The sequence below is a fragment of the Arthrobacter sp. 05L44 genome, assembly GCF_056397605.1.
In genome coordinates this window covers 641351-661491 of sequence record NZ_JBFTNS010000002.1, presented here as the reverse complement: position 1 = coordinate 661491, position 20141 = coordinate 641351, and the positions used below count along the sequence as shown (strand labels likewise).

Here is a 20141-nt window from a genome sequence, read left to right as displayed (position 1 = left end):
GTGGGTCCTTCTGCGGGGTGCTAAACGGGTACTGCGTAAGTTTATGGCTAGGCTAAGCCTATGGTGGATCAGCCCGTAGGCGGCGTATATCCGGAACATTGGGAAGCCGATGTCGTCTTGCGCGACGGCGGTACCGCGCACCTGCGCCCCATCCACCCCGACGACGCCGATGCCGTGCAGTCCTTCCATGTCGGGCAGTCCCAAAAGTCCATCTACATGCGCTTCTTCGCGTTCAAATCCAAGCTTTCGGCCAAGGAACTCAAGCGCTTCACCGAGGTCGACTACAAGGACCGGGTGGCCCTGGTGATCACCATCGGCGGCGACATCATCGGGATCGGCCGCTACGACCGGCTCGACGATCCCGAAGAGGCCGAGGTGGCCTTCAACATCGCCGATGCGCACCAGGGCCGCGGCATCGGCTCCATCCTGCTCGAACACCTGGCCGCCGCCGCCCGGGAGAACGGCATCCGCAAATTCAGCGCCGAGGTCCTCCCGGAGAACCGCAAGATGCTGATGGTGTTCTCCGACGCCGGCTATGACGTCAAACGGCATTTCGACGACGGCGTGGTCAGCCTGGAGTTCAACATCGACCCGACTGACAAATCCCGGGCCGTGATGGAGTCCCGTGAGCACCGTGCCGAGGCGCGCAGCATCCAGGAGCTCCTCGCACCGTCCTCGGTGGCGGTCATCGGCGCCAGCCGCAAATGGGGGACCGTGGGTTACCAGCTGCTGGAGCACATCATCGAGGGCGGCTTCACCGGACCGGTCTACGCCATCAACCCCGAGGCCCTGGAACTGGCCGGCATGCTTTCCTTCGCCAAACTCTCCGAGGTTCCGGGCCCGGTCAACCTCGCCATCATCGCGGTGCCGTACGACGAGGTCCCCAAGGTGGTCCAGGAATGCGGTGCCGCCGGGGTTAAGGGGATTGTGGTCGCCTCGGCCGGCTATGCCGAAGACGGCGAACGCGGCCTGGCCCGGCAGCGCGAACTGGTCCGGCAGGCCCGGGCCAACGGCATGCGCGTCATCGGCCCCTCCTCCCTCGGGATCGTCAACACCAACCCGGCCGTCTCCCTGAACGCCTCCATGGCGCCGGCGCTGGCCCGCCGCGGCGGCCTCGGCCTGTTCAGCCAGTCCGCGGCCATCGGCGTCTCGCTCTACGCCGCGTCCAGCCGCCGCCGGGTCGGCATCTCCACGTTCCTCTCGGCGGGCAACCGCGCCGACGTCTCCGGCAACGACATGATGCAGTTCTGGGAGGACGACGCCGACACCACCGCCGTCGGGCTCTACCTCGAATCGATCGGCAACCCGCGTAAGTTCTCGCGGCTGGCCCGCCGCCTCGCCCGGACCAAACCCGTGATCGTGGCGAAGTCCGATGCCATGGGCCTGAACCTGCCGCCGGGCCACGCCGTGCGCACCACGCAGGCGCCGTCCGAGGCCCTGGACGCCATGATGCGGCAGGCCGGGGTGATCCGGGTCGGGACCATTGAGCAGCTTATGGACGTCGCCCAGATCGTCTCCAGCCAGCCCCTGCCCAAAGGGCCCGGCGTCGCCGTGTTCAGCAACTCCGGAGCGCTTGGCAAGGTGGTGGCGGACAACGCGGCTGCGGCCGGGCTGGGCGTCGAACGCGTCGTGGCCGACGTCGATCTGGACACTGGCATGTCCCGCGCGCTGCCGGCACTGCGGCGCAGCCTTCAGGAGACGCTGACCATCGAATCGGTCCACGCCGTGGTGGTGGCGCTGCTGCCGGCTCGCGGACTGACCGTGGAGAAGATCGGCGCGGTCCTGGCCGAGTGCTCGGCGGCTGCCGGCAAGCCGGTGGTGGCCGCCTTCACCGGCCTCTTGGACCCGTCCATCTACGTGGAGGGCATGGTCGGGGCGGCCGCCGACGACGCCGCGCTGGAGACGGCCGCCGGGGTGCCTTGCTACTCCAACCCGGGCGCCGCCGTCGCCGCCCTCGCCGCGGTGGTCCGTTACGCCGAATGGGTGGTCCGTGACCAGGGGCTGTTTGTGGAGCCCGAGGGGTGCGACCCGGAGGGAGCCCACGAGGAACTCGAGGAACTGCTCCGTCCGGTGGGCGGCGAACAACTCGTCCGGCTGGAGCCCGCCGCCGCCGCGAGCCTGCTGGGCCGCTATGGCATCCGGGTGCTGCCGTCCGAGGGGTTCGAGACGGACGACGACGCCGTTGCCGCCGCTGAGCGCCTCGGCTGGCCGGTGGCGCTGAAGACTACGGACCCGGCGCTGCGGCACCGGCTGGACCTGGGCGGGGTGCGCCTGGATATCCAGGACGCCGATTCGCTGCGCCGCAACATCGCCCACATGCGCAAGTCGCTGCAGCGCTACGGGTCACCGTCGCTGGAGGTCCAGTCGATGGCGCCGGTGGGACAGGCCTGCACGTTCCGAGCCATCGAGGACCCGCTCCTGGGGCCAGTGGTGTCTTTCGGGCTGGCCGGCGACGCCGTCAACCTGCTCGATGACTGGGCCCACCGCGTCCCGCCGCTGTCCGGCTCGGACGTGCACGACTTCATCCGTGCCCCGCGGGCCTCGCGCAAACTCTTCGGCTACCAGGGCCTGCCCGCCGTCGACACCGCCGCGCTCGAGGACCTCGCCGCCCGGCTGACCCGGCTCAAGGACAACCACCCGGAGATCGCCCTGGTGGACTTCAACCCCGTCCTGGCCGGCCCGGACGGTGCGGTGATCCTGGCGGCCGACGTCCGGATTGCCAACGCCGCCCAGCGCACCGACACCGCCCGGCGTGCCATGCGCAGTTAGCGTGTCCCCAGCCGATCTGTGAAAATGGAAGCCATGACCTCCCAGCCTCCCGCATCCCAGCCCCAGGCGTCCGTTTCGGGCCGCCCCGGCTCGCAGCACCACGGCCTGCACGACCACAGCGCGCAGGGCCAGAGCCTGGAAGGTGCCCTTCAGCAGGCCGGTTTCTACCCCCGCCTGGTGGCCGACGTCGTCGCGGACGCCCTGGATGGCCGGGACTGCGTGGCCCACCTGGTCCACCTTGAGACCCACTTCGACCGCGCCGAGGTGCGCCGGCACATCACCGTGCTGGTCCTCACCGACGACATGCTGGTCATTACCCACGTCGATGACCAGCAGCTTGATGAGGCGGGCGAGCAGACCGTCGCGCAGGTCTCCACCGAGTCGGTCCCGGTGACGCAGATCCGCTCCGTGGTGCTCAGCTATGTCTACGCCCAGCCGCAGGACTACAAGCCCTCGGACCCGGTCCGCGAACTGACGCTGTCCATCGCCTGGTCCGGCGGGCAGCGCCTCGACATGGGACCGGCCAGCTGCGGGGACCCGCAGTGCGAGGCCGACCACGGCTACAGCGGCACCATCGCGCAGGAGGACATTGTCCTTCGGATCAGCGCCGAAGCGGACGGTCTGCAGGCCGTCCAGGACGCGAAGCTCTTCGCCCGGGCGCTGCGGGCCGTGAACACCGGATCCACCGCCCCCGCCCCGCACGGCGTCTCCGCGCTGCCGCAGCGGGCCCGCTCCGGTGTGTTCGGAAACCGACTCAGCCGCGGCCACCAGCGCTGAGATGGTGCAGGTCCGCGCTTCCGATTCCCAGCAATCCGCCCCGTCCGCCTCTTCCGCCCCGTCCGGCTGGACGCCCGGCGGTTCCGACGGGATGCCCGCTGCCCCGGCCTACGGCGAGCGGTCCATCGCCGAGGTGCTCAGCAGTGCCGCGGCCAGCCTCGGCGTACCTGGTCTGGAGAACCGGCTGAACCTGCCCGCCGCGAAGCACGTGTGTGTGGTCCTGGCCGACGGCCTGGGCCGCCAGCTCCTGAAGCAGAAGTCCGCACACACCCCGTTCCTGCGCTCGGTCCTGCAGGCCGGCCAGGGGCCCGTGCCGGTGGCACTGGACGCCGCGTTCCCGACCACCACGGCCGCATCGCTGGCCAGTTTCGGGACCGGACTGCCCGCCGGCCAACACGGCATGGTCGGTTACGACGTCCTGGACCCGGACCAGGACCGGGTGGTCAACATGCTCGGCAACTGGGACGACGGCGTCGATCCGGAAATCTGGCAGCCGATGCCGACGGTCTTTGAACGGGCCGCCGGGCACGTCGATGTCAGCACCGTTGGCCTGCCGCGGTTCAGCGATTCCGCGATGACGCGGGCCGCGCTTCGGGGCGGCCGCTTCCTGGCCGGGAACACCTCGCACGCCCGCACCGCCGCAGCGGCGGAGGCCATGGCCGGCGCGGAGAGCTCCCTGATGTACTTCTACGTCCATGAACTGGACAAGGCCGGCCACCGCCACGGCAGCCAGTCAGCGCAGTGGGAGCACCAGCTCGAAGAGCTTGACGCGACCGTGGGCCGGCTCAACGCCAGCCTTCCGGCGGGCACCACGGTCCTCGTCACCGGTGACCACGGCATGCTCGACGTGCCGGAGTCGCAGCGGATCGATTACTCCACGGACGCGGCGCTGATCGCCGGGGTCCGGCACACGGCCGGGGAACCGCGGATGGTCCACCTGTACCTGGAAGACGGCACGGACGACGACGGCCGGGTGCGCCTCATCGATGCCTGGCGGGCCCGTTTCGGCGACCGGATCTGGGCGTTCACCCGGGAAGAGGCGGTGGCGGCGGGGCTGTTTGGCGACGTCCGCGGACCGGTGGCTCCCCGGATCGGTGACGTGATGATTGCCGCCCGCGACGCACTGGCGTTTTATGACACCCGCCGGGTGCAGGCCCGGGCGCTCGAAGTGGTGGGCCAGCACGGGTCGCTGACCAAGGCTGAACGGGAAGTGCCGCTGCTGAGCTTCCGGGCCACCGGAAAGACTGCCCGGAAAGCCGGACGCCGCTGACCCGCGGCCGGCTCCTCAGGGTGCACAGGCAGGTGTGCTGGGAACGCCAGGCTGGCTTGCGCCGGCCTGCCTAGTCGCTGCGGGTGCCGAAGACGATCTCGTCCCAGCTGGGCACGCTGGAGCGTTTCGGCTTGGAGGGCTGGCGTTCCGGGGTCTCCGGCTCGCGCTCGGCGCGGGACTGTCCGGGGTGGACCGGCTCAGGGCGCACGGGCTCGGTCCGGACGGTGTCGGCCCGGGATCCGGCGGGGGAGTCGGACTGCGTCCGCCGCGACGGTCCGCCGCCCAGGAGCTCGTCCAGTCCGGGGCTCGACGTCGGGCCGGTCCGGACGGGCCGCAGCTGGGAGGCCGCGATGGTGATTTCCCGGGTTTCGGTGCTGACCCCGTCGTGGAGCTTCAGTGAGTCGTCGTCATCGTCCTGATGCCGCGGTGCCAAGGTCAGCCGGGACAGCATGGAGGGCCGGGCGTCACGGCGGCGGGTGAAGGCATCCGGAACCGTGTCCGGGGCCGGGGCCGTCCGCGGTTCGGACTTCGCCGCGGGGCGGTCCTCGTCAGCGGGTTTCCCGGCATCGCTGTGATCGGCAGAGTCGGCGGACTCGGCAGAGTCTGCGTCGCCGTCGTCCTCTTCCAGCGCGGGAACCTCGGACGGCCGCGGGTGGGCCGCGGGAACGCCGTTGGTGAGCAAGAGGGCCAGCGCGTCGTCAGCGTCCTCGTCCAGGCCCATCCGCTGGCCGCGGCGGGAGCGGAGCATGTCCAGCAGCCCGTCCGCGTCCTGGTCCGGCTGGCCGCCGTTCGGCGGGACAACACTGAGCGACGCCGTGGCGCCGCGTGCGGCTGCCTCGGCGTCGGTTTCAAAATCAAAGGGGCGGTCCGAGACGGCCGAAAGCCTGCGTGCCGGGACCGGTCCGTCCATCGGCTCGAGCTCACTGAGCTGCTGGGCCCACCGGTTGGCGTTCTGCAGTGATTTCCGGGCCGGGCTGAACGTCCACATGGCCGGCGGCTCTTCGCCGATGGCGGCATGGGCGCCGGACTTCGCCTCGAAGCGGACCACCACGTTCCAGCTGCCGTCCGGCCGCCGCCAGGAGTCCCATTCCGCGGTGGACGGTTCGATCCCGTGGATCCGGAGCCGGTGGGTGACCATGTCGTCCAGGGTCGCCGGCTGGTCTCCGAAATAGGAGCGGTAGCTGTCATGTCCGGCGGAGGGGGTGGCCACTTCCACCTTGCGGGCCTGCTGGGCGACGTATTCGCGCTCAGCCAGCACCGGTCCTTCATAGCGCTGGACCTTGGCCAGCGGAATGCCGGAGAGTTCTGCCACCTCGGCCGCCGTGGCACCGCCGCGGATCCGGGCCTGGATGTCGCGGGGGGACATGGCAATGGGTTCGGCGGCCGCCCCGGACGCAGCTTTCGCCGCCGGACGGCTTGCCGCCGCCCGCAGTGCTTCATCGATCGGCAGCTGGAACATCTCGCCGCCGGTGCCACTCAACAGGAGATGCTCTCCGTCGTCGTGGACGCCTACAAGCCGTAGATCCTGCATACAAATCCTCCACCCTGGCATTACTAACATTCGAAACTCTGCCACCGATGGGCCGTAATTCGGGTGAGGAGGGCAGGCGCGCCGCGATTTTCCGGGTATTTCCGCCGCCTGGGCTCCGGGTCCTGCAACCCCGCACGGCCGCCGGACCGCGGGCCTCTGGTGTTTGGCCGGGGTTTGAGCAAAGATGACCCGACATCGGGCACAAAAAGCGGTTGTCCGGCGTTGACATCGGTGAACCGGACCCTGGCCGGTCGAGGCCACCAGCCTCGGACGGAACGGGCCGGCGAACCAATCCAACGAATGCGGAGTGTGAGCAACAACTAATGGCGACAGATTACGATGCGCCGCGCAAGACCGAGGAAGACCTCAACGAGGACTCCATTGAGGAATTGAAGTCCCGGCGCACGGATAAGCCTTCCGCGGTGGTCGATGAGGACGAGACCGACCTCGCGGAGGGCTATGAACTCCCGGGCGCTGACCTGTCCGGCGAGGAGCTGCTGGTCCGGGTACTGCCCGCCCAGGCGGACGAATTCACCTGCGCCTCGTGCTTCCTGGTCCGCCACCGCTCGCAGGTAGCCCGCGAAAAGGACGGCCTTAAGTACTGCAAGGACTGTGAAGGCTAACCGCCGGAACCAGCGGGCCGCCACTAGCGGGACAGGACTCCCACAAGCTCGTCGGGGTGACGTGTGGAGGCCAGCCAGTACGGCGTGCGGTCCGAGGGATCGGTGATTTCGATGCGGACCACGGGGTCGATCCAGCCACGGATGCACATAAAGGCCAGGCCGTTGAGCCGGGTACCCCGTTCCGCCGTCGCTTCACCGCCGCGGAAGGCCTCCACGCTGCCGATGAAGCGGCGTTCGATCGTGGCGCGGCCCACCCGCAGCGTCGCCGCCGTGACCGTGAGCGACGGGGTGGACAGGACCAGGAGTACCGCCAAGATGATGAACAGCACGATCGCCGCGGTAATCCCGGCAGAAATACTGATCGGGGCGAACACCAGGTAACCGGCCGAAGCCAGCCCTGCAGACACCAGCCAGATCCAAAAATTCGGCCACAGCTTCTCGCTGAACAGGACTGCGGCGTCGTCGGGGGTGCTGTTGGAGGCAGGCACTGCTGCACTGGATTCGGGCATGAGCCCAGCTTTTCACTTTTCCCGGACCATTTCACCTCGGCGCCGCCGGCGGCGCCCGGGCACGCCGGACCTGCCCGGCGCCGCCGTGGTAGTCCTAGGTTCGCCCCGGGCGTTACAGTGGGTCACTGTGACTGAAGAAACCACCGCCGTGAACACCCTGCCGGCAGAGCCCGCAGCCGGCGACATTCCAGCCTACGGAACCCCCACCCTCAAAGTGCAGCTGAAAATGCTCGACGACGGTCTGGAACCGCCGTCGTACGCGCACCCCGGCGACGCCGGCGCGGACCTGCGCGCCCGCGAGGACGTGGTCCTGGCACCCGGGGAGCGGCGCCTGGTGCCCACCGGTGTGTCCATCGCGCTGCCGGACGGCTTTGTCGCGCTGATCCACCCGCGCTCCGGCCTCGCGACCAAACACGGGCTGACCGTGGTCAACGCGCCCGGAACGGTCGACGCCGGCTACCGCGGCGAGATCGCCGTGACGCTCCTGAATACTGACCGCGACGCGGCCATTGAACTTCGGCGCGGCGATAGAATTGCACAAATGGTCATCCAGCGCGTGGAGTACGCGGAGTTCGTGCCCGTCCCGGAGCTCGGCGATTCCGTCCGCGGCGGCGGCGGCTTCGGTTCCACCGGTGGTTTCGGCGCACCCCGGGCCTAACCCCCGCCCGAGGGCGCGGCTGAACCCCCAGCGGCAGCCGGGCCCGTTCGTGCAGGATCACAACTAAGGAGACAACCCATGGTTTTTGGGCGTGGCAAGAAAGCCAAGCAGGACCAGTCGACGGACACCGTTGAGAGCACGGAAGACACCGCGGCCGAAACCGGCGCATCAGCCGGCGCCGGGGACGGTGCCCTGGATGGAGCACAGCGCAGCTCCGGGCCGTACGACGTTGCGGAGATCGAGAACCAGGACGGCTACGTGGACCTCGGCGCGCTGCTGATTTCCCCGCGCGAGGGCCTGCAGCTGCGCCTTGAGGTGGAAGAAGCCACCCAGCGCGTTGTTGCCGTCACCATGGACCTGGAAGGCTCCAGCCTCCAGCTGCAGGCCTTCGCCGCACCCCGCTCCGAGGGGCTGTGGGACGAAATCCGCGAGCAGATCGGCCAGTCCGTCGGCAGCCAGGGCGGCCAGGTCGAGGAGATCGAAGGCCACTTCGGCATCGAACTCGTCGCCAAGCTGCCCGCCGGCGACGGCAGCGACGGCTACCGCGTCGCCCGCTTCATCGGCGTCGATGGTCCCCGCTGGTTCCTCCGCGGTGTCCTCGGCGGAGAGGCCGCGCTGGACCGCGCCGCCGCGGCCGGACTCGAGGAGCTGTTCCGCCAGATCGTCGTCGTACGCGGCGAAAGCCCCATGCCGCCCCGCGACCTGCTGCAGCTGCGGCTGCCCAAGGACACCGGCGTGGCCGCACCCGCGGGCGCGCCGCAGTTCGAAGAGCCCGAGCGTGGACCGGAGATAACCCAGATTGGTTGATGGACCCGTCAGGAAAGCGCCCGCCACCGTCCCGGTGCGGGGCCTTCCGGAGCGCGGCCGGGTCCTCTGCCGGGGCTTCATTGAGTCCGTGACCTATGCCCCGTCCTGCGACGTCGCCGCGTTCACCGCGATCATCACCGACCACGACGCCCCGCCGCCCAAGGCCCGGCCCGCGGCCCGCGCAGCAGCGACGGAATCGGCAGTGCCGGGATCGGCGGCCGCCGGCGGATCCGGTGCCGCCCCGGCCGGCTCTGCGGAGAACCGCCGCAAGCGTCCCGTGGTGGCCGCCGACCGGCTGCGCGTGGTCTGGCTGGGACGGCGCCGCATCCCCGGGGTGACCGCCGGCCTGGAACTCCGGCTCGAGGGCATGGTCACCGTCCGCGACGGACTGCCCACCATGTTCAATCCGCGCTACGAAATACTCTCCCGCGAGGAGCACTAATGAGCACCCCCGAGAACCCGCCACAGGCCGACGCCCCGCAGCCCACGGTGGCGCAGCTCGCCGAGGGCTACGCCGCCAAAGCCGGCCTGCACCGCTCCGAAAACGGCAACATCGACGTCCTCAAAAGCGCCGGCGGCGTCCAGGGGATCGCCGAGAGCATCCTGCCCGGCCTGGTCTTCCTGATCGTGTTCACGGTTACCCGGGAGCTGCCGGCGGCTTTGATCGCCGCGTTGGCCGTCGCCGCCCTGTTCACCGTCGCCAGGCTGGTGCAGCGCAAACCCCTGACGCAGGCGCTGGCCGGAATTGTCGGCGTCGGGCTCTCCGCCTGGCTGGCGAACTCCACGGGGAAGGCCGAGGACTTCTACGTCCTGGGCTTCTTCACCAACCTCGGCTACATCCTGGCCATGGCCATCTCGATCGCGGTGCGCTGGCCCTTCGCCGGCCTGCTTTTCGGATTCATCCGCAACGAGGGCCTGGACTGGCGCAAGCACCCGGCGCGGGTGAAGTCCTACCGGATTGGCACATGGGTAATCATCTCGGTCCTGGCCCTGCGCCTGATCGTCCAGGTCCCGCTGTACCTGATGGGGGAGCAGGGCCTCGCCGGGCTCGCCACCACCCGGCTGATCATGGGCGCACCGCTGTACATCCTGGGTATGTGGGTCGCGTGGCTGCTGACCCGCCCGGCCCCGGCCCCCGTGGGGGAGCCGGTTGCGGAGCCGGCGGGGGACTAGCCGTCGAAGCCGTCGTCCCCGGCGGGCTGGGCTTCGCGGCCGTGATGCTCGGCCGTGACCGGGTGCTGGCCGTCGCCTGATTCGCCGGCGCCGTCGGGGGATTCCGGGGCCGAGAGCAGCGCCCGCAGTCCGTCTTCCGCCGCGATGGTGGTGACGAAGAAGAGTTCGTCGCCGCCGTCGATCACGTCATCCCGGCTGGGCGTGATGGGCGCCTGGTCGCGCAGGATGGCCACCAGCGTGGCGTCCTCGGGCCAGTCGATATCGCCGACAGTCAGGCCGATGACGTGGGAGTCGTGCGGCACAGTGAACTCCACGAGTGAGGACACCCCGGTCTGCAGGGTCAGGAGCCGGACGAGGTCGCCGATTTCGACAGCTTCCTCCACCAGTGCCGTCATCAGCTGCGGAGTATTGACCGCGACGTCGACGCCCCAGGAGTCGTCGAACATCCAGTCGTTCTTGGGGTTGTTGACCCGGCCCACCGTGCGGCCGACGCCGAACTCGGTCTTGGCCAGCAGCGACACCACCAGGTTCACCTTGTCGTCGCCGGTCGCCGAAACGACGACGTCGGCGTCCTCCAGGCGGGCGTCCTTGAGGGTGCTGAGCTCGCAGGCGTCGCCCACCAGCCAGTGCGCGCCGCGCAGCCCGCTGCGGCCGATCACCTCGGGCTTGAGGTCGATCAGCAGGATCTCGTGTTTGTGGGCCAGCAGTTCACGGGCGATGGAGGACCCGACGCTGCCCGCCCCGACGATGACAACTTTCACTTAGACTCCTTGGCGGGGGACTTGGCAAGAATGTGGGCGACCTCGGAGGTGCGGTCCACGCTGAGCATGGCGTGGACGGTATCGCCGTCCTGGTAGGAGGTGCCGGGGCCGGGGAGGATTCCCTCGCCGAACCTGGTCAGGTAGGCGACGCGGATATCGGCAGCCTTCTCTAGCGCGGACACGGGGTGGCCGATCCAGCCGGAGTCAACGTCCACCTCGGCCAGCACCAGCCGGCCGGAGGGGTCGCGGAAGTCACCGGCGAGATGCTGCTCCGGGAGGATCCGGCGGAGGACCTGGTCGGCGCTCCAGCGCACGGCGGCGACCGTGGGGATACCAAGGCGCTGGTAGATCTCGGCTCGGCCCGGATCGTAGATCCGCGCCACAACGTGGGGGACGTGGAAGGTCTCGCGGGCCACACGGGTGGCCAGGATGTTCGAGTTGTCGCCGCTGGAGACGGCCGCGAAGGCATAGGCCTCCTCGACGCCGGCCTGCTTGAGCGTGTCCCGGTCGAAGCCGACGCCGGTGACCTTACGGCCGGAGAAACCCGTCCGGAGCCGCCGGAACGCGCGGTCGTCCTGGTCGATGATCGCGACCGAATGGCCTGCGTCCTCCAGTGTGTGCGCCAGGGTTGCCCCAACACGGCCACAACCCATGATCACGAAGTGCGCCACACGTGCCTCCTCAAGCTTCCTTTTTGTACTGCTGCGGTTCTGTTGCTGCGTAAAACTCTACCGGCCAGCGGCCGTCCGGAGCCGGTGCGACGGCGGCGCGGCCGGCCGCGGGCGTGCGGGCAGGCTCCGCCGTCATGACATCGCGTCCGAATCAGACTAGCTTTGTCTGGTGCTGACAATTTTCAATGCGGTGAAGCGGGTGCTGGTCGGCCGGCCCTTCCGGAACGACCGTCTGGCCCATACCCTGCTGCCTAAACGGATCGCGCTTCCGATCTTCGCCTCGGATGCACTGTCCTCAGTGGCCTACGCACCGGACGAAATCCTCCTCACCCTGGCCCTGGCCGGCGTCAGCGCGGTAGCGTTCTCGCCCTGGGTAGGCCTCGCCGTGATGGTGGTGCTCCTGACGGTGGTGGCCTCCTACCGGCAGAACGTCCACGCCTACCCCTCGGGCGGCGGCGACTACGAAATCGCCAACGAGAACCTCGGCAAGTACGCGGGACTCACCGTGGCCTCCGCGCTCCTGGTGGACTACGTGCTCACCGTGGCCGTGTCGATGTCCTCCGCCGCGGCCTACCTCACCACAGCCGTCCCGTCGCTGCACGGCCAGCAGGCCACCATCGCCACCATCGGTGTGGTGATCCTGGCCCTGGTCAACCTGCGCGGCATCCGGGAGGCCGGCAGCGTCTTCGCGGTGCCGACCTACATCTTTATGTTCTCGATCCTCGGCATGACCGCCGTCGGCATCTTCCAGGCCGTCACCGGGCAGCTCGGCCAGGCGCCGTCGGCCCAGTTCGAGATCATCCCGGCCCCCGGCTTCGACCAGGGGCTCGTCGGCCTGACCGGCGCCTTCCTGCTGCTCCGGGCCTTCTCCTCGGGTGCCGCCGCGCTGACGGGCGTGGAGGCCATCAGCAACGGTGTGCCGAACTTCCAGAAACCCAAGAGCAAAAACGCGGCCACCACGCTCCTGCTGCTCGGCGTGATCGCCGCCGCCATGCTCGCCGGCATCATCTACCTGGCCAACGCCACCAAGGTGCACATTGTGCTGGACCCGGCCAAGGAGTTCCTGCTCAACGGCAAACCGCTCGCTGATGACTACATCCAGAACCCGGCCATCAGCCAGATCGCGCAGACGGTCTTCGGCGCCGGCTCCATCCCCTTCTACGTTGTGGTCGCCGCCACCGGCGTGATCCTGGTCTTCGCCTCCAACACCGCGTTCAACGGATTCCCGGTCCTCGGCTCCATCCTGGCCCAGGACGGTTACCTGCCCCGGCAGCTGCGCACCCGCGGGGACCGGCTCGCCTTCAGCAACGGTGTGCTCGCGCTGGCCGCGGGCGCCCTGGTCCTGATCATCTCGTTCAACGCCGACGTCACCAAGCTCATCCAGCTCTACATCGTGGGCGTCTTCATCTCCTTCACGCTGAGCCAGCTCGGCATGATCCGGCACTGGGGCCGCGAGCTGAAACTCGCCAAGGACCCCGCCACCAAACTGCGGATGATCAAATCCCGCACCATCAACACGATCGGTTTCGGCATGACCGGCCTGGTCCTGGTGATTGTGCTGATCACCAAGTTCGAGCAGGGCGCCTGGATCGCGCTGCTGGCCATGTTTGTCCTGTTCCTGATCATGTGGAGCATCCGGGCGCACTACGACAACGTCGCCAAGGAGCTCGCCGTGGATGAGGACTCCTCGCCGCGGGCCCTGCCCACCCGGGTCCACGCCGTCCTCCTGGTCTCGCACGTCCGCAAACCGGTGCTCCGCGCCCTGGCGTACGCCCGCGCCTCCCGGCCCTCCCGGCTGGACGCCATCACCGTGGACATCAGCCCCGAGGAAACCGAACAGACCCTCGAGGACTGGGAAAAGCTGGAGATTCCGGTCCCGCTGACGGTGCTGGCCAGCCCGTTCCGCGAGACGGTCACGCCCATCATGGAGTACATCAAGAACATGCGGCGGGATTCGCCGCGTGACCTGATTGTCGTCTACATCCCCGAATACGTCGTGGGCAAATGGTGGGAACAGCTGGTCCACAACCAGACAGCCTTGCGGATCAAAACCCGGCTGCACTTCGAGCCGGGCGTTATGGTCGCCAGCGTGCCGTGGCAGCTGAAATCCTCCGAAGAAGCCAAGAAATTGCAGGACATCCAATGAGCACCGACACCACGACGCCCGCCCTGACCGAGCTCGTCGTTGAGGTGGGGCCCGTCGCGCACGGCGGGCACTGCGTTGCCCGGCACGAGGGACGGGTGATCTTCGTCCGCCACGGCATCCCCGGCGAGAAAGTCAGGATCCGGCTCACCGACGACGGCGACTCCGCCAAGTTCTGGCGTGCCGACGTCGTCGAAGTTTTGGAAGCCTCCCCGGACCGGGTGCAGCACTTCTGGCACGCGGCCGACTCCCAGCGCTCCTGGTCCCACGGCCACCCGCCCGTCGGTGGCGCGGAACTGGGCCACATCACCCTGGAACGCCAGCGCAGCCTCAAGGCCGAGGTCCTGGCCGAACAGCTACACCGGCTGGCCGGCGTCGACCTCCCGGACCTCACCGTCGAGCCCGTCGGGGAAGCTGCCGCCGCGGACGCAACCGGCCTGGCCTGGCGGACCCGGGCCGGGTTCGCCGTCACCCCGGGTGGCAAGCTCGGCATGCACGCGCACCGCTCCGATACCGTCTTTCCCGTCCGGGAGATGCCCCTGGCCGTCGACGGCATCAACGCCCTCCGCCTCTGGGACATCGACCTCCAGGGCATTGAGCGGATCGAGGTCGCGGCCCCGGCGAACGGATCGCGGCCGCTGGTGCTCCTCGCGCCGGCCGCGGGGACCCGGGCGAAGCGCCTCAGCGCGATCCTGGCCCAGCTGCCCGACGACGTCTCCGTCGCCCGGGTGGATCCGGCCAACGGCGCGGTGACCCAGCTGCGCGGCCGTACCTGGGTCCAGGAATCGGCCGCCGGACATGAGTACCGAGTGACCGGCGACGGTTTCTGGCAGATCCACCGTGATGCCCCGGAGACCCTCGTGCAGGCCGTCGCCGGCTTCCTGCACGACGGCGGCTACCTTGGCGCCGGTGCGGTGGTCGCCGACCTGTACGCGGGTGCCGGCCTGTTCACCGCGCCCCTCGCGGACGCTGTGGGCGTCACCGGGTCGGTGCTGTCGGTGGAGGGCGCCCCCGGGACCAGCCGGGACGCGCGCAAGAACTTGCACGGCGCGGCCCAGGTGGAGATCATCCAGGGCAAGGTCGAACGCGTGCTGCGCCAGAAGCCGCGCAACTTCGACGCACTGGTCCTGGATCCGCCCCGCGCTGGCGCCGGCAAGGCCGTGGTGAACCAGCTTGTCGCGGCCGGCCCGCGGGCCATCGCGTACGTCTCCTGCGACCCGGCGTCCTTCGCCCGCGACGTGGGCTACTTTCAGGAGGCCGGCTGGGGGCTGGAACGGCTGCGCGCCGTCGACCTCTACCCGCACACCCACCACATGGAGACTGTGGCGCTACTGACTCCCCGGGGCTGAGGCCACTAGGATGGCAGAAGTAGTCCGACGCCGCGCACTGCAGTCCCTGACATGATCGCCAGACGGTCATGTCTTAGTTAGGATGACCTAACTAGCAAGGGGTCTGCGGCGCGACAAAGATGAAACTGTTGCGAGAGGAGTCCTGCGATGAGCATTGTGGACAGCTTCGGTTCAAAAGGCAAACTTAATGTAGCCGGTACCGAATACGAAATTTTCCGGTTGAACTCCGTTGAAGGTGCAGAAAACCTTCCGTTCAGCCTCAAGGTATTGCTTGAAAACCTGTTGAGGACTGAGGACGGCGCCAACATCACGGCCGATCACGTCCGAGCACTGGCCGGTTGGGATCCCAACGCCGAGCCCGACACTGAAATCCAGTTCACGCCGGCGCGCGTGATCATGCAGGACTTCACTGGCGTGCCCTGCGTTGTTGACCTCGCCACCATGCGGGAGGCCGTCAAGGAACTCGGCGGCGACCCCAAGCGGGTCAACCCCCTGGCGCCGGCGGAAATGGTCATTGACCACTCCGTCCAGATCGACGCCTTCGGCAACTCCGGCGCGCTGGAGCGCAACATGGAGATCGAGTACCAGCGCAACGGCGAGCGGTACCAGTTCCTGCGTTGGGGCCAGACCGCGTTCGACGACTTCAAGGTTGTGCCGCCGGGAACCGGCATCGTGCACCAGGTGAACATCGAATACCTGGCCCGCACCGTTATGACCCGCGACGTCGACGGCGCCCTCCGCGCCTACCCGGACACCTGCGTCGGTACTGACTCGCACACCACCATGGTCAACGGCCTGGGCGTGCTCGGCTGGGGCGTCGGCGGAATTGAAGCCGAGGCAGCAATGCTCGGCCAGCCCGTCTCCATGCTGATCCCGCGCGTCGTTGGCTTCAAGCTGACCGGATCCATCCCGGCCGGCGCCACCGCTACCGACGTTGTGCTGACGATCACCGAACAGCTGCGCCAGCACGGTGTGGTCGGCAAGTTCGTGGAGTTCTACGGCGAAGGCGTCGCGGCCGTGCCGCTGGCCAACCGCGCCACCATCGGCAACATGAGCCCGGAATTCGGCTCCACCGCCGCAATGTTCCCGATCGACGATGTCACCCTCGACTACCTGCGGCTCACCGGCCGCTCGGACGAGAACGTGGCCCTCGTGGAGGCCTACGCGAAGGAACAGGGCCTCTGGCACGATCCTTCCCGGGAGATCAAGTTCTCCGAGTACCTTGAGCTGGACCTCTCGACGGTTGTCCCGTCGATCTCCGGCCCGAAGCGCCCGCAGGACCGCATCATCCTCACCGAGTCCAAGGCCCAGTTCCGCGAGGACCTGCGCAACTACGTGAAGGAAGACCTCGCAGACGGCAGCCTGGACGAAGCCATCGACGAGAGCTTCCCGGCCTCCGACTCGCCTTCGTTCACCGCCTCGGCGACGCACCTCACGGAGCAGGCACCGCACGGACACGGCCCGAAGTCCAACGGCCGCCCGTCCAAGACGGTGGCCGTCAAGACCGCCGACGGCCGCGAGTTCGAACTGGACCACGGGGCGGTGTCGATCGCCTCGATCACCTCCTGCACCAACACCTCCAACCCGTCCGTGATGCTGGCCGCGGCACTGCTGGCCCGCAACGCCGTCGACAAGGGCCTCACCTCCAAGCCGTGGGTCAAGACCTCCGTGGCCCCGGGCTCGAAGGTCGTCACCGACTACTACAACAAGTCGGGCCTGACCCCTTATCTGGAGAAGCTCGGCTTCTACATCGTCGGGTACGGTTGCGCCACCTGCATCGGTAACTCCGGACCGCTCGACGCGGAGATCTCTGAGGCCATCCAGGCCAACGATCTTTCCGTGACGGCCGTCCTTTCCGGCAACCGCAACTTCGAAGGCCGGATCAACCCGGACGTCAAGATGAACTACCTGGCCTCCCCGCCGCTGGTCATCGCCTACGCCCTGGCCGGAACCATGGACTTCGACTTCGAGAACGACGCCCTGGGCCAGGACGAGGCCGGCAACGACGTCTTCCTGAAGGACATCTGGCCGAACCCCGTCGAGGTCCAGCAGGTCATCGACTCCTCGATTGACAAGGGCATGTTCGCCCGCGGCTACGAAGGCGTCTTCGAGGGTGACGACCGCTGGAAGGCGCTCGACACCCCGGCCGGTGACACCTTCGCCTGGGACGAGAAGTCCACCTACGTCCGGAAGCCCCCGTACTTCGAGGGCATGCAGGCGCAGCCGGAGCCCGTCCAGGACATCACCGGGGCGCGCGTACTGCTCAAGCTCGGCGACTCGGTCACCACTGACCACATCTCCCCGGCCGGTTCCTTCAAGTCGGACACCCCGGCCGGACAGTACCTGCTGGCCAACGGTGTGGAGCGCAAGGACTTCAACTCCTACGGCTCGCGCCGTGGCAACCACGAAGTCATGATCCGCGGCACCTTCGCCAACATCCGGATCAAGAACCAGCTCCTCGACGGCGTGGAAGGCGGCTTCACCCGCGACTTCACGCAGGCTGATGGCCCGCAGGCCTACGTCTACGACGCCGCGCAGAACTACCAGGCCGCGGGCACCCCGCTGGTGGTCCTGGCCGGCAAGGAGTACGGTTCCGGCTCGTCCCGCGACTGGGCCGCCAAGGGCACCGCGCTACTGGGCGTCAAGGCAGTCGTCGCGGAAAGCTACGAGCGTATCCACCGCTCCAACCTGATCGGTATGGGCGTCCTGCCGCTGCAGTTCCCGGCCGGCGAAAACGCCGCCAGCCTGGGCCTGAACGGCACGGAAACGTTCTCCGTCGAAGGCGTCACCGCCCTCAACGAAGGCACCACGCCGAAGACCCTGAAGGTCACCGCCACGGCCGAAGACGGCTCCACCACCTCGTTCGATGCCGTCCTGCGCATCGACACCCCGGGTGAAGCCGACTACTACCGCAACGGCGGCATCCTGCAGTACGTGCTGCGCCAGATCTCCGCTAGCTAGCGGAGACAGAGCAGCACCACCCGAAAGCCCCGGTCCGTCCCGACGGACCGGGGCTTCCGCGTTCCGGCACCCGGCCCGGCTCCGAGGCGTTAGAGTTAAAAGGCATGTCTACTACCCGCAAGGAGGGGCCGTTGGGAATTTTGGAGACCATCCGGAATCCGCAGGACCTGAGCAAGTTGTCCCAGGCGCAGCTGGACCAGCTGGCGGCCGAGGTCAGGGAGTTCCTGATCGGCAACGTTTCCCAGACGGGAGGCCACCTCGGGCCCAATCTAGGCGTCGTTGAACTGACCATCGCGGTGCACCGGATCTTCGATTCCCCGCGCGACAGCATCGTTTTCGACACCGGCCACCAGTCGTACGTGCACAAACTCCTCACCGGCCGGCAGGACTTCAGTACCCTCCGGCAGCAGGGCGGCCTCTCCGGCTACCCGGACCGCGCCGAATCCGAGCACGACATCGTCGAAAGCTCGCACGCGTCCTCCTCGCTGTCCTGGGCTGACGGGATCTCCCGCGCCCGGCAGCTGACGGGCGACGGCGACCGGTACGTCATCGCCGTCGTCGGTGACGGTGCGCTGACCGGCGGTATGGCCTGGGAGGCCATCAACAACATCGCCGCGGACAAGAAGCGCCGCGTCGTGATCGTCGTGAATGACAACGGCCGGTCCTACGCGCCGACCGTCGGCGGCGTCGCGGACTACCTCGCGTCACTGCGCCCCACGATCGATTCGCTCCGCGCGGCCCCCGCCTACGAGGGCGCCCTGGACTGGTGGAAAAAGCGGCTGCAGAGCGGCGGCCCGGTGGGCCAGTTCACCTACAAGAGCCTGCATGCAATGAAGAAGGGCATCAAGGACTGGTGGGCACCCCAGGGCATGTTCGAGGACCTCGGCATGAAGTACATCGGCCCGGTGGACGGCCACAACCTCCAGGCCATGGAAAATGCCCTTGCCACGGCCAAGACCTACGCCGGCCCCGTGATCGTCCATGCCATGACCGAAAAGGGCCACGGCTACGCGCCGGCCCGGGCCCATGAGGCGGACCAGTTCCACGCCGTGGGCATCATCGACCCCGAAACCGGGGAGCCCACCGAAGCGGGCGGGGCGAAGTCCTGGACCTCCGTCTTCGCCGATGAGATCGCGGACATTGCGGACGAGCGGAAAGACATCGTCGGCATCACCGGGGCCATGCTGATCCCGGTGGGACTGCACAAGTTCGCCGCCCGTCACCCGGACCGGGTGTTCGACGTCGGCATCGCCGAGCAGCACGCCCTGACCTCCGCCGCAGGCATGGCGTTCGGCGGCCTGCACCCGGTGGTGGCCGTCTACGCGACCTTCCTGAACCGTGCCTTCGACCAGCTGCTGATGGACGTGGCCCTGCACAAAGCCGGCGTCACGGTGGTCCTGGACCGGGCCGGCGTAACCGGACCCGACGGCGCCAGCCACCACGGCATGTGGGACATGGCCATGGTCCAGATAGTGCCGGGCCTGCACCTCGCGGCGCCCCGCGACGCGTCCCGGCTCCGCGAGGAGCTGCGCGAGGCCGTGGCCATCGAGGACGCCCCGACCGTCATCCGCTACTCCAAGGGCACCGTGGGTGCCGAAGTCGAGGCCGTCGAACGGCTGGGCGACGGCGTCGACATCCTGGCCCGCCGGCCGGCAGGGTCAAACGAGAACGACGTCCTGATCGTCAGCGTCGGTGCCATGTCCGAACTCGCGCTGGACGTCTCGAACCGGCTGGGCGCCCAGGGCATCAGCTCCACGGTCGTGGACCCGCGCTGGGTCCTGCCGGTGCCCCGCTCCGTCATAGCCCTCGCCTCGCACCACCGCCTGGTCATCTGCATCGAGGACGGCGTCCGAGCCGGCGGCGTTGGATCCCGCATCCGCCAGGAAATGCGGGCCGCCGGGGTGGACACGGCACTCAATGAGGTCGGCCTCCCGGTGGAGTTCCTGGACCACGGCAGCCGGAGCCAGGTGCTCGAACGGGTGGGCCTGACTGCCCAGCAAATCACGCACGACGTCGTCGCCCAGGTCCTTGGGACCAAGGTGCCGTTCGCCCGGCCGCTGCCCGGTCAGCAGCACCCCAGCACCGGCAGCCTGCCGATCCTGTGACAGTCAACGCCGATCTTGTGTCAATTAACGAAGG

Annotated in this window: 16 protein-coding genes; 12 read left to right on the top strand and 4 right to left on the bottom strand. The window is 68.5% G+C overall.

Features of this window, described 5'->3' with window-relative positions:
• The first annotated feature begins 60 nt into the window (after positions 1-60).
• From AC1DHY_RS08305 to AC1DHY_RS08295, 3 genes are all read left to right on the top strand, one after another.
• Positions 61-2769 (top strand): bifunctional acetate--CoA ligase family protein/GNAT family N-acetyltransferase, encoded by a 2709-nt coding sequence (locus AC1DHY_RS08305; RefSeq protein ID WP_476903455.1) that lies wholly within the window; start codon positions 61-63, stop codon positions 2767-2769.
• A gap of 33 nt (positions 2770-2802) precedes the next feature.
• Positions 2803-3546: a DUF5998 family protein gene (locus AC1DHY_RS08300; protein ID WP_476878801.1), complete on the top strand. Its 744-nt coding sequence runs from the start codon at positions 2803-2805 to the stop codon at positions 3544-3546.
• Positions 3547-3637: 91 nt separating this feature from the next.
• The gene (locus AC1DHY_RS08295) at positions 3638-4816 is read left to right on the top strand and encodes an alkaline phosphatase family protein (protein ID WP_476878800.1); all 1179 of its coding nucleotides are present in this window, start codon (positions 3638-3640) and stop codon (positions 4814-4816) included.
• Between the two features lie 70 nt (positions 4817-4886).
• On the opposite strand, the gene sepH is transcribed toward AC1DHY_RS08295, so the two are convergent.
• Positions 4887-6347, bottom strand: coding sequence for a septation protein SepH (gene sepH, locus AC1DHY_RS08290; protein ID WP_476878799.1), 1461 nt, complete (start codon positions 6345-6347; stop codon positions 4887-4889).
• Positions 6348-6670: 323 nt separating this feature from the next.
• Between sepH and AC1DHY_RS08285 the strand changes: the two genes are divergently transcribed.
• Entirely contained in the window at positions 6671-6970 is a 300-nt protein-coding gene (locus AC1DHY_RS08285) for a DUF4193 domain-containing protein (protein ID WP_476878798.1), read from the top strand.
• Between the two features lie 23 nt (positions 6971-6993).
• On the opposite strand, the gene AC1DHY_RS08280 is transcribed toward AC1DHY_RS08285, so the two are convergent.
• Positions 6994-7479 carry a DUF3093 domain-containing protein gene (locus tag AC1DHY_RS08280; RefSeq protein WP_476903454.1) on the bottom strand — a complete coding sequence of 162 codons (486 nt, stop codon included), beginning with the start codon at positions 7477-7479 and terminating at the stop codon, positions 6994-6996.
• Between the two features lie 127 nt (positions 7480-7606).
• On the opposite strand from AC1DHY_RS08280, the gene dut reads away from it, so the two are divergent.
• From dut to AC1DHY_RS08260, 4 genes are all read left to right on the top strand, one after another.
• On the top strand, positions 7607-8137 hold the full coding sequence (dut, locus tag AC1DHY_RS08275; protein ID WP_476877751.1) for a dUTP diphosphatase: 531 nt from the start codon (positions 7607-7609) through the stop codon (positions 8135-8137).
• A 78-nt stretch (positions 8138-8215) separates the two neighbouring features.
• Complete coding sequence (locus tag AC1DHY_RS08270) at positions 8216-8944, top strand: DUF3710 domain-containing protein (protein WP_476877752.1); 729 nt, start codon at positions 8216-8218, stop codon at positions 8942-8944.
• Complete coding sequence (locus AC1DHY_RS08265; protein ID WP_476877753.1) at positions 8937-9386, top strand: hypothetical protein; 450 nt, start codon at positions 8937-8939, stop codon at positions 9384-9386. Before AC1DHY_RS08270 ends, AC1DHY_RS08265 begins: the two co-directional genes overlap by 8 nt.
• On the top strand, positions 9386-10117 hold the full coding sequence (locus AC1DHY_RS08260) for a DUF3159 domain-containing protein (RefSeq protein WP_476877754.1): 732 nt from the start codon (positions 9386-9388) through the stop codon (positions 10115-10117). Before AC1DHY_RS08265 ends, AC1DHY_RS08260 begins: the two co-directional genes overlap by 1 nt.
• On the opposite strand, the gene AC1DHY_RS08255 is transcribed toward AC1DHY_RS08260, so the two are convergent.
• The gene (locus AC1DHY_RS08255) at positions 10114-10878 is read right to left on the bottom strand and encodes a potassium channel family protein (RefSeq protein ID WP_476877755.1); all 765 of its coding nucleotides are present in this window, start codon (positions 10876-10878) and stop codon (positions 10114-10116) included. The genes AC1DHY_RS08260 and AC1DHY_RS08255 overlap by 4 nt on opposite strands.
• Entirely contained in the window at positions 10875-11549 is a 675-nt protein-coding gene (locus AC1DHY_RS08250; RefSeq protein WP_476877756.1) for a potassium channel family protein, read from the bottom strand. The genes AC1DHY_RS08255 and AC1DHY_RS08250 overlap by 4 nt, the downstream gene beginning before the upstream one ends.
• A 169-nt stretch (positions 11550-11718) precedes the next feature.
• On the opposite strand from AC1DHY_RS08250, the gene AC1DHY_RS08245 reads away from it, so the two are divergent.
• From AC1DHY_RS08245 to dxs, 4 genes are all read left to right on the top strand, one after another.
• Positions 11719-13695, top strand: coding sequence for an APC family permease (locus AC1DHY_RS08245; RefSeq protein ID WP_476877757.1), 1977 nt, complete (start codon positions 11719-11721; stop codon positions 13693-13695).
• The gene (locus tag AC1DHY_RS08240; RefSeq protein ID WP_476903453.1) at positions 13692-15041 is read left to right on the top strand and encodes a class I SAM-dependent RNA methyltransferase; all 1350 of its coding nucleotides are present in this window, start codon (positions 13692-13694) and stop codon (positions 15039-15041) included. Before AC1DHY_RS08245 ends, AC1DHY_RS08240 begins: the two co-directional genes overlap by 4 nt.
• Before the next feature lie 147 nt (positions 15042-15188).
• Positions 15189-18002, top strand: coding sequence for an aconitate hydratase (locus AC1DHY_RS08235; protein WP_476903452.1), 2814 nt, complete (start codon positions 15189-15191; stop codon positions 18000-18002).
• Between the two features lie 131 nt (positions 18003-18133).
• Positions 18134-20107 (top strand): 1-deoxy-D-xylulose-5-phosphate synthase, encoded by a 1974-nt coding sequence (dxs, locus tag AC1DHY_RS08230; RefSeq protein ID WP_476903485.1) that lies wholly within the window; start codon positions 18134-18136, stop codon positions 20105-20107.
• Positions 20108-20141 lie beyond the last annotated feature (34 nt).